This is a genomic window from Anaerococcus nagyae (assembly GCF_040364225.1).
Classification (GTDB): Bacteria; Bacillota; Clostridia; order Tissierellales; family Peptoniphilaceae; genus Anaerococcus; species Anaerococcus nagyae.
Genome location: NZ_AP031484.1, coordinates 323,581 through 343,934, shown reverse-complemented (window position 1 = coordinate 343,934; position 20,354 = coordinate 323,581). Strand labels below are relative to the sequence as shown.

Sequence of the window (20,354 nt, the reverse complement as noted above, 5' to 3'; positions counted from 1 at the left end):
AATTTTTTAATTGTTTTGCTGGAAATTTCTCAAGCTTAGGTATATACTAAAGATTTCTCCATTTCATTCCACTTCGTTTCACTACAGTCGAAATGGGTGTGGTATTATTGCCATCTCGACTAAATGAGCGGTAGTGAGGGAATGGAGAGATCTCTAGTTTGTTTTTATCTATTATTCTTACGTATATTAGGGATTTCTCCACTCCGCTTCGCTTCGGTCGAAATGGATTGGGTATTTTCACTTATTAACTACATAATGGAATTTCTTCATTTTTCTCAACTTCATTTTAATTCAGGCGAAGTTTGTAATAGAGTTCTATTTCCATCTCGACTAAACGAGCGGTAGTGAGGGAATGGAGAGATCTCTAGTTTGTTTTTATCTATTTATTCTTACGTATATGTGGAATTTCTCCACTTCGATTTCACTTCGGTCGAAATGGATTGGGTATTTTCACTTATTAATTACATAATGGAATTTCTTCATTTTTCTCAACTTCATTTTAATTCAGGCGAAGTTTGGGATAGAGTTCTATTTCCATCTCGACTAAACGAGCGGTAGCGAGAGCATGGAGAGATCTTTAGTTTTTTGTTTTTATCCATTATTCTTACGTATATTAGGGATTTCTCCACTCCGCTTCGCTTCGGTCGAAATGGATTGGGTATTTTCACTTATTGACTAAATGAACTTAATGAGGGTCCAAGATTTCTCCATTTCATTCCGCTTCGTTCCATTTCAGTCGAAATGGGGTGGGGTTTTATTTCTTTTTCGACTAATTATAGCAAAAAAAGATTCTAGCTTTTAACTAGAATCTTTTTCTTTTATTATGCTCCAAGCCCATCAGCTTTCCTACGATTTTTATCGTTTTGTTTAATACCGTAGTATGCGATAGCTGCTAACATGATAGCTGTTCCTATTATTGCAAGGGCAAGTTTAGGTCCTGAGCCACCTGTTAGTGGGAAGCTTGTTTTTTTGTTTTCTATCTTTATAGAACTTTTATCTTGCTTATTAATATATACTGATTTATTATCAGCAAGTTTCTCTAAGTTCAGTTGATCATACTCAACAGTGTCAACAAATTTATTACCATTCACTGGTTCTACAACTAATTCTGCTTTTATATCTATTGGTTGTAAATCACTATCAAGCTTGCCAGTATATTCTACTACAAGAGGTGAAGTAATTAATAAATCTTCGCCTGTTGCATTTGCAAGATCTTTTAGATAGTATCTTAGTTCAGTTTTTCCATCTATACTTTCCCTAGTTGGCTCGTATTCTAAAGCTTTGCTTTCTTCGTCTTTCATATAAGCTGTAAGCTTACCACCAACGCTTCCTCTAGGATCAATTCTAAAGCCATTTTCAACAATTCTTAGGTAAGTACCCTCGGTTTTGAATTGACCTATTTTTCCTCCTGACGGACTTATTATCAATCTTTGCTTGAATGTTCTATTATCCTTATCTATTTCTACGATTTCACTAGTGATCTTTCCTAATTGTCCATTGGCTTTTTTAGCTATTGATGGATCATTTTCTAGGACTTGAACCTTTCCGTTCACTAGTCTAAATTCGTAAATATAGTCTTTTGGAGCTATATAGCCGCCTTTTGGGGCTTTGCTTTCTTTGAGTGCATAATAGCCTGGTTCGTAGAATTTAAAATCTACCTTGCCATCTGTTCCAGAGATAAATTTATCAACTTTTTCATATCCACTTGGTGGTGTTTGATCAGCTGTTAAGACTAATTTCTTACCTGATTGATCTTGATAAAGATCTAGTTTATTGTAATCTCCACTTTCATCAGCCTTGTAGTAAACTTCAAATTCTGCTCCTGCTAATGGTTTTTTATCATCTGCATCAACTTTTGTAAAGCTTATATTTTGTTCTTTTTTATTTACTACAATATTAGGAATTATTCCTGGCTCTTTGACATCTACGGTTGTTTCTTTACTACTATCATCTGTGTATGATTCTATCCTGTAGATAGTTCCTAGTTTATCTACTTTAAATCTTCCAACTGGATTAGCTGGCAATTTATATCCGTCTGGTGCCTTAGTTTCATAGAGTTCATACTCACCTGGTGTTAGGTTTTCAAATTCTATTAGTCCAGTATCGTCTGTTGTGATAGTTTTCTCAACTATATCATCTTTTTTCAGTTCAAAAGTAGCTCCCGCTAGAGTGTTACCCTCTGTGTCAACTTTTTTATAGCTTATCCTATTTGAAGGATTGACTGCAGTAATTGTTAGCTCTTTTTCTGCACTAGCTTTATCAGCGAGACTGTAAACTTCATCTTCTCTTTCTACATATAAATCTTCTTTGTTAGAGAATGGCTTAACTAGTCTACCATAACCATTATAGAATGATTTATTATTTCCAGAAACTTTTCCAGTTACTTTTATGATATAGGAGTCATCTTTGGTTACTCCATCATTGAATCCAGCCTTTACAGTATCACGAGCTGGCACGGAACTTCTGGATACTAGAGTTGTACTATCAACTAGATTATTACTTGATTCATCTACCCCAAATGACTCTGGCATATCAGCTTTAATTGAATTATCATTGTTATTCTTAAGCTTAAATCTTTCTACTTTTAGCTGATCAATATCTTGATAAGGTGAGTACATAAAGTTAAATGCTTGGCTAGTTTCTTTATCTCTATTTATATAGAAGTAGTGAATAAATTCACCCGTTTCTGGATTATAGCTTACTATTTTGGAAGTCATATTGAGGAAGTTATTTCCATCATTATTTTTATCCATAGCAAGATCATATTGAACTTTGATATTGCTATATTTGCCATTATCCTCTCCAACACCTATTCCAACAGAAACATTATCTGTTGTTTCTTTAACTTTATCTGCATTGATAAATGCTCTTATCTTATTAGACAACTCATCTATTGGATAAGTATTAACATAGTCAGTAAAGGTATAGGTTATAGTTCTACTGTCCTTATCGTAGTCAGCCTTAGCTATGGTTCCAACACCACTTTCAATAATATCAAGCACTGGTGGATTTTCTTCGATAGGTCCATTTAGATCTATACTATCACTTAATTTAATTGTGAAATAGTCTCCTGGGTTTATCTTTGTATCATCTACCTTAAACTTGTTATTAAAGATTAGTGATTCTCTTTGATGAGGTTTTATTACTTCATTGCTATCAGCCTTGTTAGCTTCTGGTCTTAGAACTTTCATTTCGGATGATTCTAAAGTAACTCTTTCTGATATATCACTACCCTTACGTCTGATTTGTCCATCATAAGGATCTAGACCTTGTCCACCTATAGTAAAGTTCCATTCTTGATCAGTGTTTATATGACCATCTGGGGACTTAGTTTCTTCTAATCTATAGTTTCCTATTTCTAGATTTTCAAAGTTTAATTTACCATCTTCATCAACAGTTAGAGAAGTATCACCTTCTACTATATCTTTTCCCTCAAGATCTATGATATTACCTGTATCGATATTAGTTAGTTTAAACTTAGCACCAGTTAAAGGTTTTTTATTCTCATCAACTTTGTTAATAGTTAACTTACCCTTTTCCGGTTTTTCGTTTATGATCTTACCCATGTTCTTGGCTGTGGCACTTGTTACAAAGTCTACTAACTTACCATCTTTTGCACTTTTCTTATCTTCTGGTAGGTATTGATATACACCATTTGCATTATCATACTCTAGTGAGATATAACCACTAGAATTTGGTACTATTTTAACTTGGCTAAATGGATATTCATGACGAATTTTTTGACCATCTACATTTTTTTCCTTACCTACTACTATAAGTTCTTTTAATAGGACTTCTTTTTGGGTCTCTGGATTAATTATCTTAGTATTTTGGATATCAATTTCTTTTGAATCAACTTTACTAATATCCTTAGTATTACCATCTGAATCTAGCATTTGTAACTTACTAAGTTTATATATAGTTCCTTGAGATTCAAATCTTACATTTAAGTCTTTGATATTTATAATATCACCAGTTTCTGGATCAACTATGTCACCAGAGTTTGCATTGGCAGTCTTGATTGTAAAGTAAAGTAATGGACCTGTAATAGGTTTGTAGCCTTTTGGAGCTTTTACCTCCAATAATCTATAACGGCCTGGTTCTAGATTCCTAAAACCAAAGTATCCATTAAAGGCTGATCCAACATATGAACCATCTACAGGAACATATGTTCCACTTCCTAGATCTTTTTCTAGTCTAAATACTGCTCCTTCAAGCCTGTTGTTTGTAACACTTTCACTATCTATATTATCCCTTGGATTATCACGTCCGTGTTTAGAGAATGTTATATTGTATGTTTCTTTTTCATTAAATATATCCATTCCAGCTTGTAGAACATCTGTAAATTTATTTGATGAGTATAGGCTGGAAATATCAATGCTGGTTTCTACTCTAGTTCTATCCTTTTCATCTAGAGCTGGGAAAATTCTTCCGCCTTCTTTACCTACCCAGCGTGGATATTTACCTACTATAGTCGTGTCTTGACCTAAGCCTATATTTGCATTGCCTTTTTGGTATGATCCGCCATTTTTATCAGCGTAAATAATTTTACCATTTGCATCTTTACCAGTAGCTTCTTGGAATTGCCTTTCTCCATCATAGAAATCTATATCTAAATCTATTTTTCCTATATCGGTTTTTGTGATATTATCATCAAAATATCCTTCTATATCTATGAAATATACACCTTTTTCAAGATTAAGTTGATCTTCATCAAATCCCCAATCAAATGGTCTCCATCTTGCTGTATTGAGTATTGTGACATTATTTTTAGATAGATCATAGTTTTTCAAAACATCATTGGCAAATGCTTCTTCTTGGTCTGATTTAGGAGCACCTGCAACTTTATAAGTTGATCTATAGGCAGTCTTAACACCTTCTTCTAGAATTACTGGAGGCTTACCTGGAGCATCTTTTTCTTCTCTCTTATATTTTGGAGTGATCTGAATATTTATCTTATCACTAGATCCATTGTAATTTCTAGTATCAATGTAAATCCTTTGAACATATGTCTTGGAGCTAGTATTGATATCAGTTAGCTTAGATTTATACTTAATGCCATTGTCTACTGTTTTTAAGCTTTCATTATCATAAGAAACTTTATCTCTTATATAGTCATAATCATTATGGACTGCTGATTTATATTTTGCTTTTAGCTGTCCGCCATCTTCGTATATTTCTATATCCCAAGGAGCTTGAGCCTTTTTGTAACCAAGTGGTGATTTTGTTTCTGTAAGTCTATAGTAGCCTTCTTTTAAGTTTATAGCTTTACCATTACTATCAACTAAATTGACATTACCTTTTTCATCAGATTTTACAGTGATTTTATTAAAGCTTGTATCAACTGTATCATAAGCTTCATTATTGTATTTTTCTAAAGTAAATTCTGCGCCCTCCAAAGGTGCACCATTTTTATCTTTTTTGAAAATCTTAAGGTCTAGACCAACTTGTTTATTGGTAATTTGGTAACCAGCCTCTGAAATTGGTATTGATCCTTCTGGTGGTGTAATAGATTTTTCCTTAAAGCTTGCAGAAACTGTTACATTTTTACTTGGCATTTTGAAAGTGTACTTATTATCAATAACTTTTACAGATTCACCATTTACTATAAGTTGATCTAGTTGGTAGCCTTCTTTTGGTGTTGCAGTGAAAGTAACTTCTTCATTTTCTTTTGCAGAAGTTTTATCCACACTTATGCTACCATTTTTAGCTTGATTTACTGTAATACTAAATACTTTTGGTTGTATTTTTTCAAACGTTACATCAACTACAACATCACTTTCTGGCATTGTGAATGCATTTCCACTAACTGGAATCTCACCTTGACCGCCTCTAACACTTATAGACTTAGCTTGATAACCATCATTTGGTTTTATTTTTATAGAAACCTTACTTCCTGCCTCTGCATTAGTTGGAACAGTAAAATCTCCATTAACTGGATTTTGTTTGGTTATATTGTAGGCTAACTTTTTAAATGTTGCATTGACCTTTACATTAGATGCTGGCATTTTAAATTTACCATTGCCATTATCATCAAGTTTAACATCAACATTATTATTAGATTTATCTGTTACAGTAATTTTACCTACTTTATAGCCTTTTTGTGGTGTAACTTTAAATGTTACATCTTCGTCAGTTTTAGCCTGACTTGGTAAATTATCAACAGAACCATTTGTCAGATTACCCTTATCTATATTAAATGTATCTGCTTCAAAGTTAGCTGAAATTGTTACATCATCTGATGGCATTGTGAATACTGTATTATTATCCCTAAGGGTTACTTTATTCTTAGTTCTATCATTAGTTACAATTATATCTCCAACTTGGTGGTAACCAGGTTTTGGAGTAGCCGTCATAGTTACTGGCTGTCCACTTTGTTGCCAATCTTTTGGTTTTGTGGTTATCGTACCATTCTTCGTTTGATAATTAATCTTATTTGCTTGTACTCTTTTTGCCTGTGGTACGGCTATATTAGTTCCTTCTATACTAATTTTCTTTAATAAATCTTTAGTCGTATTTAAACTTAATGGATTCTTAAGTTTAACCTTAAATTCCATACTAGCAGTATCGCCCTTGGAAATATTTAATTTTCCATCTTTTAAACCAATACTATTATTAGAAAATCCAGAATGCCATCTACTAGAATTATTAGGAACTTGATCTTTGTCATTTGCACTAGCTTTCCATGTAATTGTAGAGTTAGGGACAAATTCAGGTTCATCATTAAACATCAAATCAAATTTACTAACTGAAAAATCACCATTAACATTTCCTTTTATGTCTATTCGCACTAAGAATTCTTCATTACCTAAATATTCTGCACTAGTAGATACTTTAAAATATCTTGCTTGTACGTCAGATTTTTCATTTAATACAGTGTATATTTCACCACTACTAGCTCTTTGTGGACTTCCTACTAAGTTATCACCTATTTCTAGATTTTGGCTACTTGTATCTGCTGAATAAGCACTTACTCTACTTCTAGCATTATTTGTTTCTGTCGTATTTGTATCAGCTTCTTTGCCTTCTGCTTTGATATATGCTTTTCCTTCTTTAGTTATGGTTACTTGCCATTTTTTATTAGTTTTTTCATATCCTGGAGCTGATTTACTTTCTTCTAGGGTGTAATATCCTGGCTTTAGATTATCAAAATTAACTATACCTTTAGCATCAGATGTTACTTCTATGCCATCTTTTCCTAGCTTATCCCCTGTTAATTTGAATGTTGCGCCAGGGATTGTTTGATTCTCTGCACCTTCTTTTACCTTTTTAATTTTGAAACCAAATGTCTTAAGTTCATTTGTTACATCTAGTGAGCCCTTTCCTATATAAGATCCCTTAATAGAGCCTTCTTCTGCATGGGTAGGATCTCCTACTACAATATCTGAAACTCTTTCATAATAGTCACTCTTCCAGTAAATTTGGCTACCGCTGATCCAATCCATTCCAGTACCTACACCTCCGTTTTCGGATTTGTAAGGCACTTTTACATCTACAACTATAGGTTTATCGGTAGCTGGTAGAGTTAATTTTAAGCGTTGTGATTCCCCAGAGTAAGTATTGTCTGATTCTTTTTTAACATCTTTAGTGATATCAGTTATATTGTAGTTTCCAAGTCTTATATCAGAGATTAGTCCACTTACTGGCTTATCTAGTGTAAATATCCTTGCTTCCTCATCACCTTTGTACCAATCCATATTTGAATATTGTGGTTTTTCTCTGTGAATTATTGCAGTACTCTTTCCTATTGATGCGGATTCTGGATTTATTACATACCTTTGAACTACATATTTATCAATTTTATTAATTGCTACTATCCTAGTACCTAAATACTTAGCTTCAGTACTATTTGCTATCCAAGCCGTTCTTCTATTATCATATTGATCCCAACCATTTGTAGGCCTATTTTTAACATCAATCCAAGAAACACCTGGTTCTGCTGGGATTGATTTTATTTCTATAGAATCTGCTGGTCTTACATAGTTGTAGACTTTCTTATCTCCATTTTCATCAATTACTAAAACCCATTTTTTATCAAGCTTTCTGTAACCTTCTGGAGCTTCAATTTCTTCTATTATATAAGTTCCTGCACTTAATTTTGTTTCAAATTCAGCAACACCATTATTATTTGATGTAACTGTTGAAATAGGAGCAGATTCTCCTTGTTTAGTAATTGTAAACTTTGCACCTTCGAGCGGCTTACCATTTCCATCTTTCTTATATACTCGGAAATGTTCTCCTGCAGGCTTATTCGTTACTGGAATATTTATGGTGTCTTTGCCATTATAAGTTTTCCCAGAACCTGCAATAGTTGTTGTTGCTACATTTACATGCCCATCATTATAGACTGTAACAGCCCATTCTTCTTTGGTTTTTTCATATTTTTCTGGAGCTCTATATTCCTTTAGCTTATATTTACCTGGCAATAGATTTGTAAAGTTTACCTCTCCATTAGCTCCTGAATTTCTGATAATACTATTGCCATCAGCATCAGTTAATATAAAGCTTGCTCCACTTAATTTTTTATTTTGATCAGCTTCATCGAGTTTAGTGAGCTTAAAGCTTCCTGGAGTGTACTTTCTATCTATGATTCCTACTACTTCTTTATAATATGAAGGTAGTTCTTCTCCTGTTTGATCTGCTTTGGCATAGTTAGGATTTGGTCCTGTTACAAAGGCAGAGTTTAAAGCTGTTTTTCTTTCGCCTTTCTTATCTCCATTACCCATATAAAAGGCTCTCCAATGAGTGTTAAACTCATCTATATCTCTAATCTTGAAAGTTTGTTCTATTACATAACCTTCTTGCTTTTTAGTATCTATAGCTGGCATAGATAATGTTAAAGGTGGATCTTTTTTATTATATAATGCTCCATAATTTGATATTAAATCTTTTTTATAATCCAATGATATTCCATTTTGTGAACCACTATAATCATTCTTTGGATCAATATCAGCATGATAAACAAGTTGATACTTATTTGGATCTTGTTCAGGTCTTATACCACATGATAAAGGCATATTATCATTGCTATATCCATACCGACCATTTACACCATCAATTATAGTGTGTTTTGTTATTCCAGGAAAATCTGTCTTATAAACTTTAACATCTTCTAGAAAATAAGGAGCCTCATAGCCCTTACCTTCCCAACTTATATAGCTAGTTCCTTGCCAATCAGTAAATAGCCAATTAAACCATACTTTGTTGGCATCGCCAGATTTATAATTACCTACAGGGTTATAATAAGCTATAGCTGTTACATACCATTGTCCATCATCTTTTTTATAAACATCTCTAAAATAGTAAGCTTCACTTGGCCATAATCCATCAGTTGTATGTTTATCATAATAGCTATAATCTGTTGGTACTACTATAGTCTCTGTTGGATTACTATTATTGTTACTAATAGCTTCACTTTGGTTTGGAGCTACTGTCACTGTAATTGGCCACCTTCCTGAGTGTAATGCATAAAATTTACTTGGGATCATACCATCTAGATCTATGCTAATTGATGTTTCTCCATTACTCAAAGAATTATCATTAAATACATAGGTTAAAAGATTGGTCTTATAGTCAAAATATGGCTTTGCAATCATCTTTCCATTATGGTAAATGTTTGGGAAAGTTTTAAAGTATTGGGTAAAGTCAAGATTTGGATCAAATTGTATCTCAAATCTAGATCCTGGTGCTGCATTATTAATCTTAGCATCTAGGTGGTACTTAAGAGATTCCAGTCTATAAGCATCCCATATATTATCTTTTTGATAAGGATCATTTTTATTATTATCAATCCATATCTTTTGATGAACCTCAGTTACTACTGCATTTCCATCAGATTGTCCGCCCTTTGTCCTTTCTATATAGTAATCGACACCAGCAGTTGGGGTAGCATCAGAGTTTTTAAATTTCGCTTTATAGGAAACTTCTCCTTTTTCATCGACTGTAACTACAAAATAAACATCAGACTTTTCATAACCTTGTGGAGCCTTGATTTCTTCTAGATAATAAGTACCTTCTGGATGCTGTCCAAAACTTACATCCCCATTTTCATTAGTAGTTTTATTTGCAATTACTACTCCGTTAGAATTTTTAAGAGCAAATTCTGCACCCGCCAGCCTATTTCTTTTCTTATCTGCGAAAGTATCGGCGAATTTGGCTATTTCTATATCACTTTTCTTAAATTCTTCGTTAGTTATAGTAATAGTTGGGTGACCACTTTCCTCAGGATTCTTACTTAGACTAACATTTTGTCTGATTTTAGATTGATTTGCCGGGTCATTTTTAGCTAACCAGTCATAAGAAAGGGCAGCTTTATCTTTGTCGCCTATATTAGCAGAAACTTTTACCAAGAATCCCCAGTTATCTCCAAATCTTCCTTGTGGAAAACTTATTTGATAAGCTTTTTCCCCAGAGATAGGGTTTGTAGCATCAGCTTTTCCTTCTATTACTCCGCCATTATTGCCTGCACCTAGGCTAATTTTACCTAGTTGAGATAGCTTTTGATCTACACTTTGATCATTCATTGCAGCAAATATATCTGCTCTATCATATGGATCCACGTCATAAACTGTGATGTTAGAATCTGATAGATCTACTCCTTTTAAAGCAATATTAAATGTAGTATCTTTATCAGTTCTACCACCTTTTCGTTGATCATATGGCTTTAGGTATACATAAAATTCTAGATTACCAGACTCATCAATTTTTCCATAGTGTTGAGTATTCATAAAGTCCATCCAGTTTGGATAGTCAGAATGCTCTACTATATCAGTCTTACCAGATCCAAGTGAGAATTGTGCGTTTTTCCCAGATACAGAAACTTCTCCATTATCTGAAATTGTAATTGTCTTATCTTCTTGATCTAGCTTATAACCATCTGGTGCCTTTGTTTCTTTTAAGGTATAAGTACCTGGTTTGATATTAGTAAAGGTTGCTTCTCCATTGGCATCAGTAACTATTTCTACACCAGCACCTAGGAGATAGTATTTTGCTCCTTGTAATCTTTTCCCTGTGTCTTTACTATCTAATTTGATAACTGTAAAGGTAGCTGGAGTTTTATTATCTTGTTCAAGTAGTGAATTAGAAATGTAGTGAATTCTATTATTCAAATCATAGTAGTTGGCATATTCGCTATATTTATAAGGCTTTCCATCCACTGATACCGTATCACTTGGTAAAGTTTGAAAAAGCTTATGATCGATCATAGTAGCTTTGCCATTATCAGAAATATTCCAATATTTTACATTTGGAATTTTTATAGTTCTTTGCTTACCTGTGGATTCATCTACTTCAACTTTTCCTAATTCATTATTTCCATTATCTTTTACTGTTAGAGTTTGTTTTGGGATATTATTATAATTATCTGGAAAAGCCCAATTTTGATCTACAAATAGGTCTCTATACTTGGAGATTGTTACTCCAGATATGCTATAGTCACTTGATTTATCTGGGTCAGATAAATCTGTATTGAGTTTATAAACAGCAATATTTCCAGCTTGTTGAGCTTCTTTTGGATCACTAGCTTTTTCTGGAAGTTTACTAATATCCTTAGGAGCTTGTTTAACTTCCATCTTACCAGTAGATGTATTAATGCCATAGACTGCTTGTTGACCTTTAACTAAAGTTTGATTATCTCCTATACTTCTAGTCTCTAGAGGAAGTCCTTTGTTGTTATCTCCTGTAGATACAGCATCAGTGATAGTCCAATTTGCAGTTTCATTAGAAGTAAATTCACCCATAATAGTTGTTCTATTATTCATAGAAACACGAGTTGGAGTTTCTCTTTCTACTCTATCTTGTTGGTAACCTTCTGGTAGAATCTTTCTTACTGCACCCATCTTATTATTTTTATTAGTAAGAATTGCTGATATATCTATCATGTATGATTCTTGCTTATTAGTTACAGGTGTATATAAAGTATATACTAAGTTTTGTGTGGATTCATCTTGACTATGATGTTTGGAATCTACTATACCTATTTGATTAGCTAATTGATCATCTAGAGTTATAGACTTACCATTTACTTTGACATCTTCTATTTCACCTAGACCAGAGCCTTCTACTGTGGTGAGGTTAAGCTTATATCCAAGTTCTTTTAAGTCCTTATCAGAGCTAACTCTAATTGTCCAGTTGAACCCATCAATGTTAGGCCCATTTACAACCGGTTCACCCCAGACGTCCATATTTACATCAAAGAATTCATCATCTACTCCGATGACTTTAACTACATCATCTCCACCTATTTCTGTAATAGTACCTGCTGGATTACCATTTTCGTCAAGTTTTACTTCTGGTAGTTTTTTAGGATCTGCTACGCCTAAACCAGTAATACTGTTTACTACGGTAAAGTTCTCACCTTTTTTGATTTGACTTGTATCATAATCCACATCAACATTAAGTGGAATGCTAATATTTTCTGTTATATCATTAGTAATTGTATAAGTTATTACTTTTTTGCTTTCATCATAGCTAGGTTTTGCTATAACCTTGCCATTATAGGTGATATTTTCTAAACTAGATGGATCTTTAACCATCAATTTGTCATCAAGATTGATTTTGAAATATTGGCCAGATTTAATTGGACCATTTATTGTTGATGCATCAAATCTTGTTCTTACAGTAAACTTCTTATCAGCAAGTGGACTTATATTTCCTTCGTTTTGTGCCAAAAGTATGTTTGGTCTAAAGTTTGAGTCAGCATCTCTTGCTATAATAGCTTTGATAGCATCTTCATTATCTGTCATAAGTTTTGCTTCATCTTTGCTATTTAACTCATAACGCTTACCAAGTTCTAATAGTAAGGCTTGGATTTCTTCTAGACTTTTGCTATCATTTAAAGCTTGTTTTAATTCTGCATCGGCCTTTTTTAGATTGCTTTGCCCAAAAATGCCTTTAATGCCTTGGGATAAATTATCCACAAATGATCTATCGTCTTCTTGTGGTTTTTTAACTTCTTCATTAACTTGACTTAGGGTATTGTCAAATCTTTCTACAGCCTCTTCCTTAACTTTTTCTTCAGGTGTAATATTTTCATATGATTCTTCATTGGAATCTAGGATTTCATTGTCAGTATTTTTTGTTTCTGTATCTGATTTAGTTTTTTGATCAATACTTTCTTTGTCACTATAGGAATTATTAGCTTGTTCTTCTTTATCCTTATTTTCTTTTGTGTTTTCAGTATCCTTCTCTTTGACAAAAACGTCCTCTGCTAATTTAGTTTCATCAATTTTAGCTACTTTATAAGTATCTTCATTGAGACCAGCGATAAGGCCTGAAGCTATTTCTATAAAATCTTCTTTTGAAAGATCGTTAGTTTGAGATTTTAACCCTTCTACAAATTCATCATAGCTTATTTCATCATTATTATAAGAATTGAAGAGAGAGCTTATATTATTTATGGAAAGCTCAATAAATGGGCTTAAATTCTCTTTATTTTTATAAGTATTTAAAACACTATCTCTATTTAAATCAATAGCAGAGTTAGAATCTTTATTTTTAGAATCGTCCGAAGAATCATTGTCATCTTTTATAAAAGAATGGTCTACAACTATTTCATTTGTATCTGGATCAGCTTTTATAGTCTTTTCTTCTATATTTGACTTATGATTAGAATCTTTGCCTTCTTTTTGTTTGGACTTAGGCAGAGGATCACTATCTTCTTCTGTGTTAGTTTCTTCTGTTTTCTTTTCTTCTTTATAAGTAGGGTTTTTAATTACGGTTTTATTAAAGCTAAAAGACTTTGGATTAGTATTTGCTTTTACTTTGCTTGTAAATTCTATTCTTGCTATGTAACCTTGTGGGATCTGTAGATTTATTTCTTCTGCAAATGGCACGGTTTGACTAAAGTCCTTGTTTAACTCATAGCCTTTTTTCCCTGCTTGATAATAGTCTATTTTGATTTTACTGTCTTTTGCATCTTGGGTATCGTCTAATTTTATATTATAAGTAAATTCTTTGTTATCTTTTGGATTGATATAATCGCTCCATTGGATTTGTGCAGGAGTTTTATTAAATAGTCCTGTTTGTTCTTCTTTATATTGACCCTTGTATAAATGAGTAGAATCTTCTACTTCTTCTAATAATTCTTCTGCTATATTACCATCCTGATCAATCGTAATTTCATTTTCTTCAGATTTTTTTAACTCAAGAGAAAATCTATCTTGATATTGCTTAGAAGCACCCTCATTTAAGGAAAAATCAATACTCATGTTTGGCGAAGTCTTATCAATATCAGCCAAAGCTTTATCACTTAATTGTGCACTTATGTAATAAACCACAGAATCTTTTGTATCACTAGCAATGGCAAATGTAGATAAATCTTCTGTAGAATCATTTTCTTCAGGTTCTTCTTTGCTGTATTTGATTTCACTTTCTTTGTTATCGTCTATAGCAGTGACTTTTTCTACTTTTAAATCAACCAAATCAGTGTTTTGATTTATAGAAAAATTTGCTACTTGTTTACCATTTAAATCTGCGTTTTCTGTTTTAACTAATATCCTATAGTCAATTTTTCCTGTCGATTTGGATAAATTTGCAGATTTCTCGATAGTAAATTCTTTTGTTTTATCGATGCTTACCTCTGATTTTAACGTTTCTGATTTCTGTTCTTTTTCCTTTTTATCTGGCAAATTATTATTTGCAGATGTTGCAAGCCCCATAATACTCCTTGAAGCTTGATAGGTGTTGGATTTTCTATCTTTCATTGCCATAGCAAATATTTCAGTTGGAAAAACTAAAACGAAAGCTAACGCAATTGATAAAATCTTCACCAAGTTGCTTTTAAGATTACCTTTCATTGAAACCCCTTTCTTATACTTATAAATTTTTTTCATTATTTATTAATTAATTTGATATATATCTAAGCGATATTAAAATAGAAAATAACTCTTCATCTCTTTAATTAACTATACTCTCTAAAAACCTTTTGTAATTAAATAAAGTAGCTAAATAATATATAAAGTATTTTAAAATTTATGAATATTATTTTATCTTTTTAATTTTAATAATTAAATTAAAATTTAGTCATTATGATTTTTACTATATAATAGTAAAAAAATACTACTAGTAAAGCATCTTAATTATACTATACCAGTAGTATTTATGTAAATATTATGAGCATAAGAAATAAAGGGTAAAATTTTGCTAAATTTTAACAAATTATGAAATTATCAGCTTTCTTCAAGACTTTGATATAATTTAACAATTAATTTCCCCAATATATATAAAATGAGTATTTAGTTGAATTTAAATATTAAAAATTAATATATGCAAGTCCAGTATGGAAACTAGCTGAACTTGCTTGTGTCTATTTAAGTTTTATTATTTACAAATTTTTATTTAGTTTTTGATCTTTTATAGGTTTTATCATTTTGATAAATACCATAATACATTAAAGCTAATAGCATCAATGCAGTACCGCCAATAGCAAAAGCAATCTTTGGACCAGAGCCACCTGTTGATGGATAGGTCGGTTTATGATTTATGACTTTTACTTGACTAATTTTTTCATCATCCTTAGAATTTGTGATTATAAATTTTTCATTATCTTCATTGTCTGATGATATTGTAGCTATTCCATTTTCTACAATCACCGTCCAAATTGTTGACTCTATTATATAACCTTTAGGAGCCTTGCTCTCTTTTAGATAATATATGCCTTGTGGCAGATTATCAAAAGTTATTTGACCGCCAGATGTTGTTTTCACTTGCTTTTCATCTTTTAAAGTCAAGATTTTTTCTAAATCAGAATCTTCATAAATTGTAAATTCTGCTCCATCAAGCTTATTATCCGAATCATCAACTTTTAAGACTTCAAATCTACCATTCTTTGACTCTTCTTTAGTATTTTTAATTGTAAATGTTAGAAGTCCGTCTTCTTCTATACCATTGATCCCTTCTATGCTTACCTGACCTTCTGGATCAACTTTAACATTCCATTCTAAATTTTCGTTTTTATAACCAGTAGGAACTTTTGTTTCTTTTAATGTATAATTCTCATTAGCCTTTAGATTATCAAATATAATAGGATTTTCTTCTTCTGATGTTGTCTTAACAATATCTTTAGTTAAATCTCCACCACCTAAGGTAAATTCTGCACCTTGAAGTAGTTCATTTGTTTGTGAATCTACTTTTTTAATAGCGAACTTTGCTTTAACAGTTTTGCTGTTAACTATGGTTGTAGGATCTCCAAGGCTAAAGTTCTTAGCTTGTATATTTCCATTTGCGTCTATTTCAAATATATATTCTTCTGATCTATTATAACCAATTGGAGCTTGTTCTTTTAGGGTATAGATTTGATTTGTAGGTAAGTTAGTAAATGTAATTACATTATCATCAGATACAGATTGGTATTTACTATCATGATAGCTATTACCATTTTGATCATATAGTGTAAAGTAGGCATTTTTATCATCAGATTCTGGTAAATTCTCTCTAATTTCTACACCATATTTCCCGTTATCCGAGAATACTTTTTTAAACTTAATTTCAGATCTAGGTGTTTTTTTAACCTCATATGTTATAATATTTTGAACATCTGTAACAAGTTTATCAGTTGTAGTATCAAATGAATGATAAACTTTTATTTCAACATCCTTATCTAAAGTTTCATAAGATATATATTTTTCTTTGTTAGTTATATCTTTTGTATCAGGTATTGAAAAGAATATATCATTTACTTCTTTTTTATATGTTTTATGTCCACCATAAGGATTATCATTATATACTCTATTCTCACTAGCCGAACCATCTTCTTCTAAAATTTTTCCCTTACTGCTATTTTTATCATATACAGATGGATCAATCTCCTTAGACTTTCGTGATATCCTATACATATTTTCTGTATAAACGTCTATTATTCTAGCAATTACAGCTTGAGTAACATGATCTTTATATGCCTTTTCCCAATTTTCTTGTTCTATTAAATAGATAGCTCTTTTAATATCATAGTACATTTGAACATTGTCTCTATTTTTATAAGCATTTGGAAGCCCTTTAGGGAAAGCATATCTTGCAAACAATTCTGGACTAGGATTGACTATAGCTTTTTGATAATATTTACCTCCTGTTTGGAAAGGATTAGGGATGCCTAGATTTATACAGTAAGCAGTCATTTTTTCATCATCAAATATCATTCTTCCATCAGTATATGTTAAATCTTTGTATATTTTATCTTCGTATTCAAAATTTAAACTGTTATTGTCTGATGGAGTTTCAGGCATTTCATAATTAGTTGAAATATAATATGGATTTGATAAATTATCTATAGTACCATTATTTTTTGTACTCCACTTAAATGAAAATTCAGTATCAACATTAGGTTTTACATCCTTAGCTTTAACTTTAATTATATATGAATCTTTATTGCTATCAGTTGTATAAGTAGATCTAAGAGTAATATTTGACTTATTATCATCAAAATTAACACTATTTTTATCAGTTATATTTTCAAGCTCACCTAGCTTTGTTAAAATAGTAGATTTTTTAAGAGCATCCTTATATTTTTCTGTATCACCATATGGAATTTTATAAATACTAACATCGTCAATTTTCCCATTTTTAGCCATATTTATAGTTATATCAGAATCATTACTAATTTGACTAATAACTTCTGGCCTTAACCATATATAATAACTTAAATCAGCATTCTTATAATCGGCTATAGCTTTTTCATAAGTATTTACAAAATCATTTGACTTAACAAAAGAATATCTTATATTATCACCAATATCCTTAGAAATATGTGTGCCAATTGCTTGTGACTCTGTCCATTTATCAGTAATATATAAGGACTTTACAACTCCATTACTATCTTCAGAAGGATTATTATTACTTTCTGGATAAACTTTTAATCCAGGCAAATACTGTCTTGGTCCATTTTGTGGAATAATTGTAAACCCAACTGTAGTAGGATTATTATCAGTAACCATAAAATCATACATTTGTTTTATAGGAACAGAAGTATCAGCTGATATATTTTTTTCAAAAGTATATCTTATTTTATACTCACTTAATTTTTTAGCTCTAGCTACTAAATTGTTATTTTCGTCATAGAGATCATTAATTTTATTTTTAGCAAGCCCAATATTATTAGTAGACTCTATATCAAAATATCTTCCAGATGGAATATTACCGCTAGGAATAGTTAAAGTATTCATATTAGAGATCAATAAGAATTTTTTGTTTTTAAATCCATCTGTAACAGCAAATACATCTCCAGTAGTTTTTCCCTTCTGGGATTTTTCTATAAGTTTTTTGATGGCATCAGCATTTTTAGTATATATTTTATCTGCATCTGCATCAGTGAGGCCATATTTTTCTTCCAAATCATACATATAATTTTGGAAGTTTTCTATTGTAAGATCTTTTTCTTTTAATTTTTCTTCTACTAATTTATCAACCTTAGTTTCTTTTACAGAATTTATATTAATATATAATCTTTTTGTTAAATCTTTTAAGTTTATATTAGAAACTTTATATGACTTTTCATCAAGACCTGATATTAAGCTTTTGATTATATCTTCAAATTCTGATTTTTCTAATCTTTGTGTTGATGTTACCTTTTTGATTTGCTCTACAAAATTTTCCCAATCTATTTCCCCATCATTATAATCTTGTAGGGAATCTGATATCTTATTGATACTATCTTCTAAACTTTCATCTAGTTTGTCTTCTTTTTTGTATATCGTTAATAAGCTATCTTTGTTAAGTTCTATAGCTGATGTAGATTTTTCATTTTTTGGATTCCTAGAAAAATCACGGTCAGTTTGACTTGATATGATATTAATGGGAGATTTTGACTTTGATTCTTTTTTAGAAAAATTATCATGAAAAGAATCTTCTTTTTTACTTTTTGGATTCCCAGAAAAATTATGGTCAGTTTGGCCTGTTATGATATTATTGGATATATTTGACCTTGATTTATTTTTGGAAAAATTATTAGATATTTTATCTTGATTTTCTCTATTTTCTCCCGCTTCATAATTCGGATTTATGATTTGTGTATTGTTATAGTCAAAAGTTTTTGAATTTGTATTTTCTTTTACTATTGTGCTTACTTCCACTTTTGCTATTTGTCCTTGCGGAATTGTTAATTTAATACTTTTACTAAATGGTAATTCCTGGCTGAAATCTTTATTAAGTACAAATCCTTTATCCGTTGCTTGATAAAAATCTATTTTTATCTTGCTTTCATCTGTAGTTTGACTATCATCTAGGTTAAAGTCATATGTAAATGGTTTTGAATCTGATGAAAGAATATAATCTGACCAGGTGATAGTAGCTGGTTCGTAACCGAATACTTTTTTATTTTTATCTTTATATAATCCTTTTACTAAAGATATATTATTATCATCTTGCAATCTGAGTACTTGTTCATTTAAATTATCTACTGATTGAGCTTCTAGAGAATATCTACTTTCATAAATAGGATTATCATTTTTTGTAAAAACCATATCTAAGGCAAGGATTGGGGATTCCTTTTCTAGTCTTTGTATCTTTTTTTGATCTAATTGTGCACTTAAGTAATAAACTACCCCTACTTCAGGTTTTTCTGTTGTAATAGCTAAACTATCAATACTTTTATCTGCATCTAATAATCCATTAGGATCTGCTTTTTCATATTCTATTTCTGCTTCATTATTATTTTTATCTAAGCCTGTCACCCTATCTAGTTTCAATTCTTTGAAGTCTGTATTGCTAGCTGTAGCAAAACTTGCTATTAGTTTTTCTGTTTTGTCTATTGGAGTTGTTTTGCTTTTTACAGCTATTCTGTAATCTATTTTACCTGTGGCTTTAGATAAGTTTGCAGATTTTTCTATTCTATAGTCTATTGTTTCATCTACTGTAACTTCACTTTTGAATAGACTAGTCTCTGATGGACTGTCTGTTCTTTCTGATTCTTCATCTTCCATTACTGATGGTGCATGATTATAATTTTTTGGTGTTTGGCTCGATGCAAATATATTTACTGGAAAAGCCATAACAATAGCTAAGCTTAATGCCAATAGCTTAACCATAAATTCTTTAATATGATTTCTTTTCATAAATCTCCCCTTTGATTTATTCTTTTATTTTATTTATTATAATTCTAATTTATCAATGTTTTCAATTATACTACTAATTACATATGAATTGTAGAGCTTTATCATACTTTTAGGTATATTAGCTCAAAAAACCAATATGTTTTAATTTATTAATCTAAACATACAATTTTTAAATATTAGGTATAATTTATTTTGCCTTAAAAGAATATGGTCAACATTTTATCACAACGCAGCAAAAATGTCTAGTGAAATACTAGGTATATATTAAAAAAATATTTTTATCTGATTAAATATAATAAAAAATAAGATAAT

2 protein-coding genes are annotated in these 20,354 nt (G+C 31.1%); both read right to left on the bottom strand.

Features of this window, described 5'->3' with window-relative positions:
- Positions 1 to 821 precede the first annotated feature (821 nt).
- Positions 822 to 14,795, bottom strand: coding sequence for a SpaA isopeptide-forming pilin-related protein (locus ABXG81_RS01530; protein ID WP_353528953.1), 13,974 nt, complete (start codon positions 14,793 to 14,795; stop codon positions 822 to 824).
- Between the two features lie 537 nt (positions 14,796 to 15,332).
- The gene (locus tag ABXG81_RS01525; RefSeq protein ID WP_353528952.1) at positions 15,333 to 20,042 is read right to left on the bottom strand and encodes a prealbumin-like fold domain-containing protein; all 4,710 of its coding nucleotides are present in this window, start codon (positions 20,040 to 20,042) and stop codon (positions 15,333 to 15,335) included.
- Positions 20,043 to 20,354: the final 312 nt, after the last annotated feature.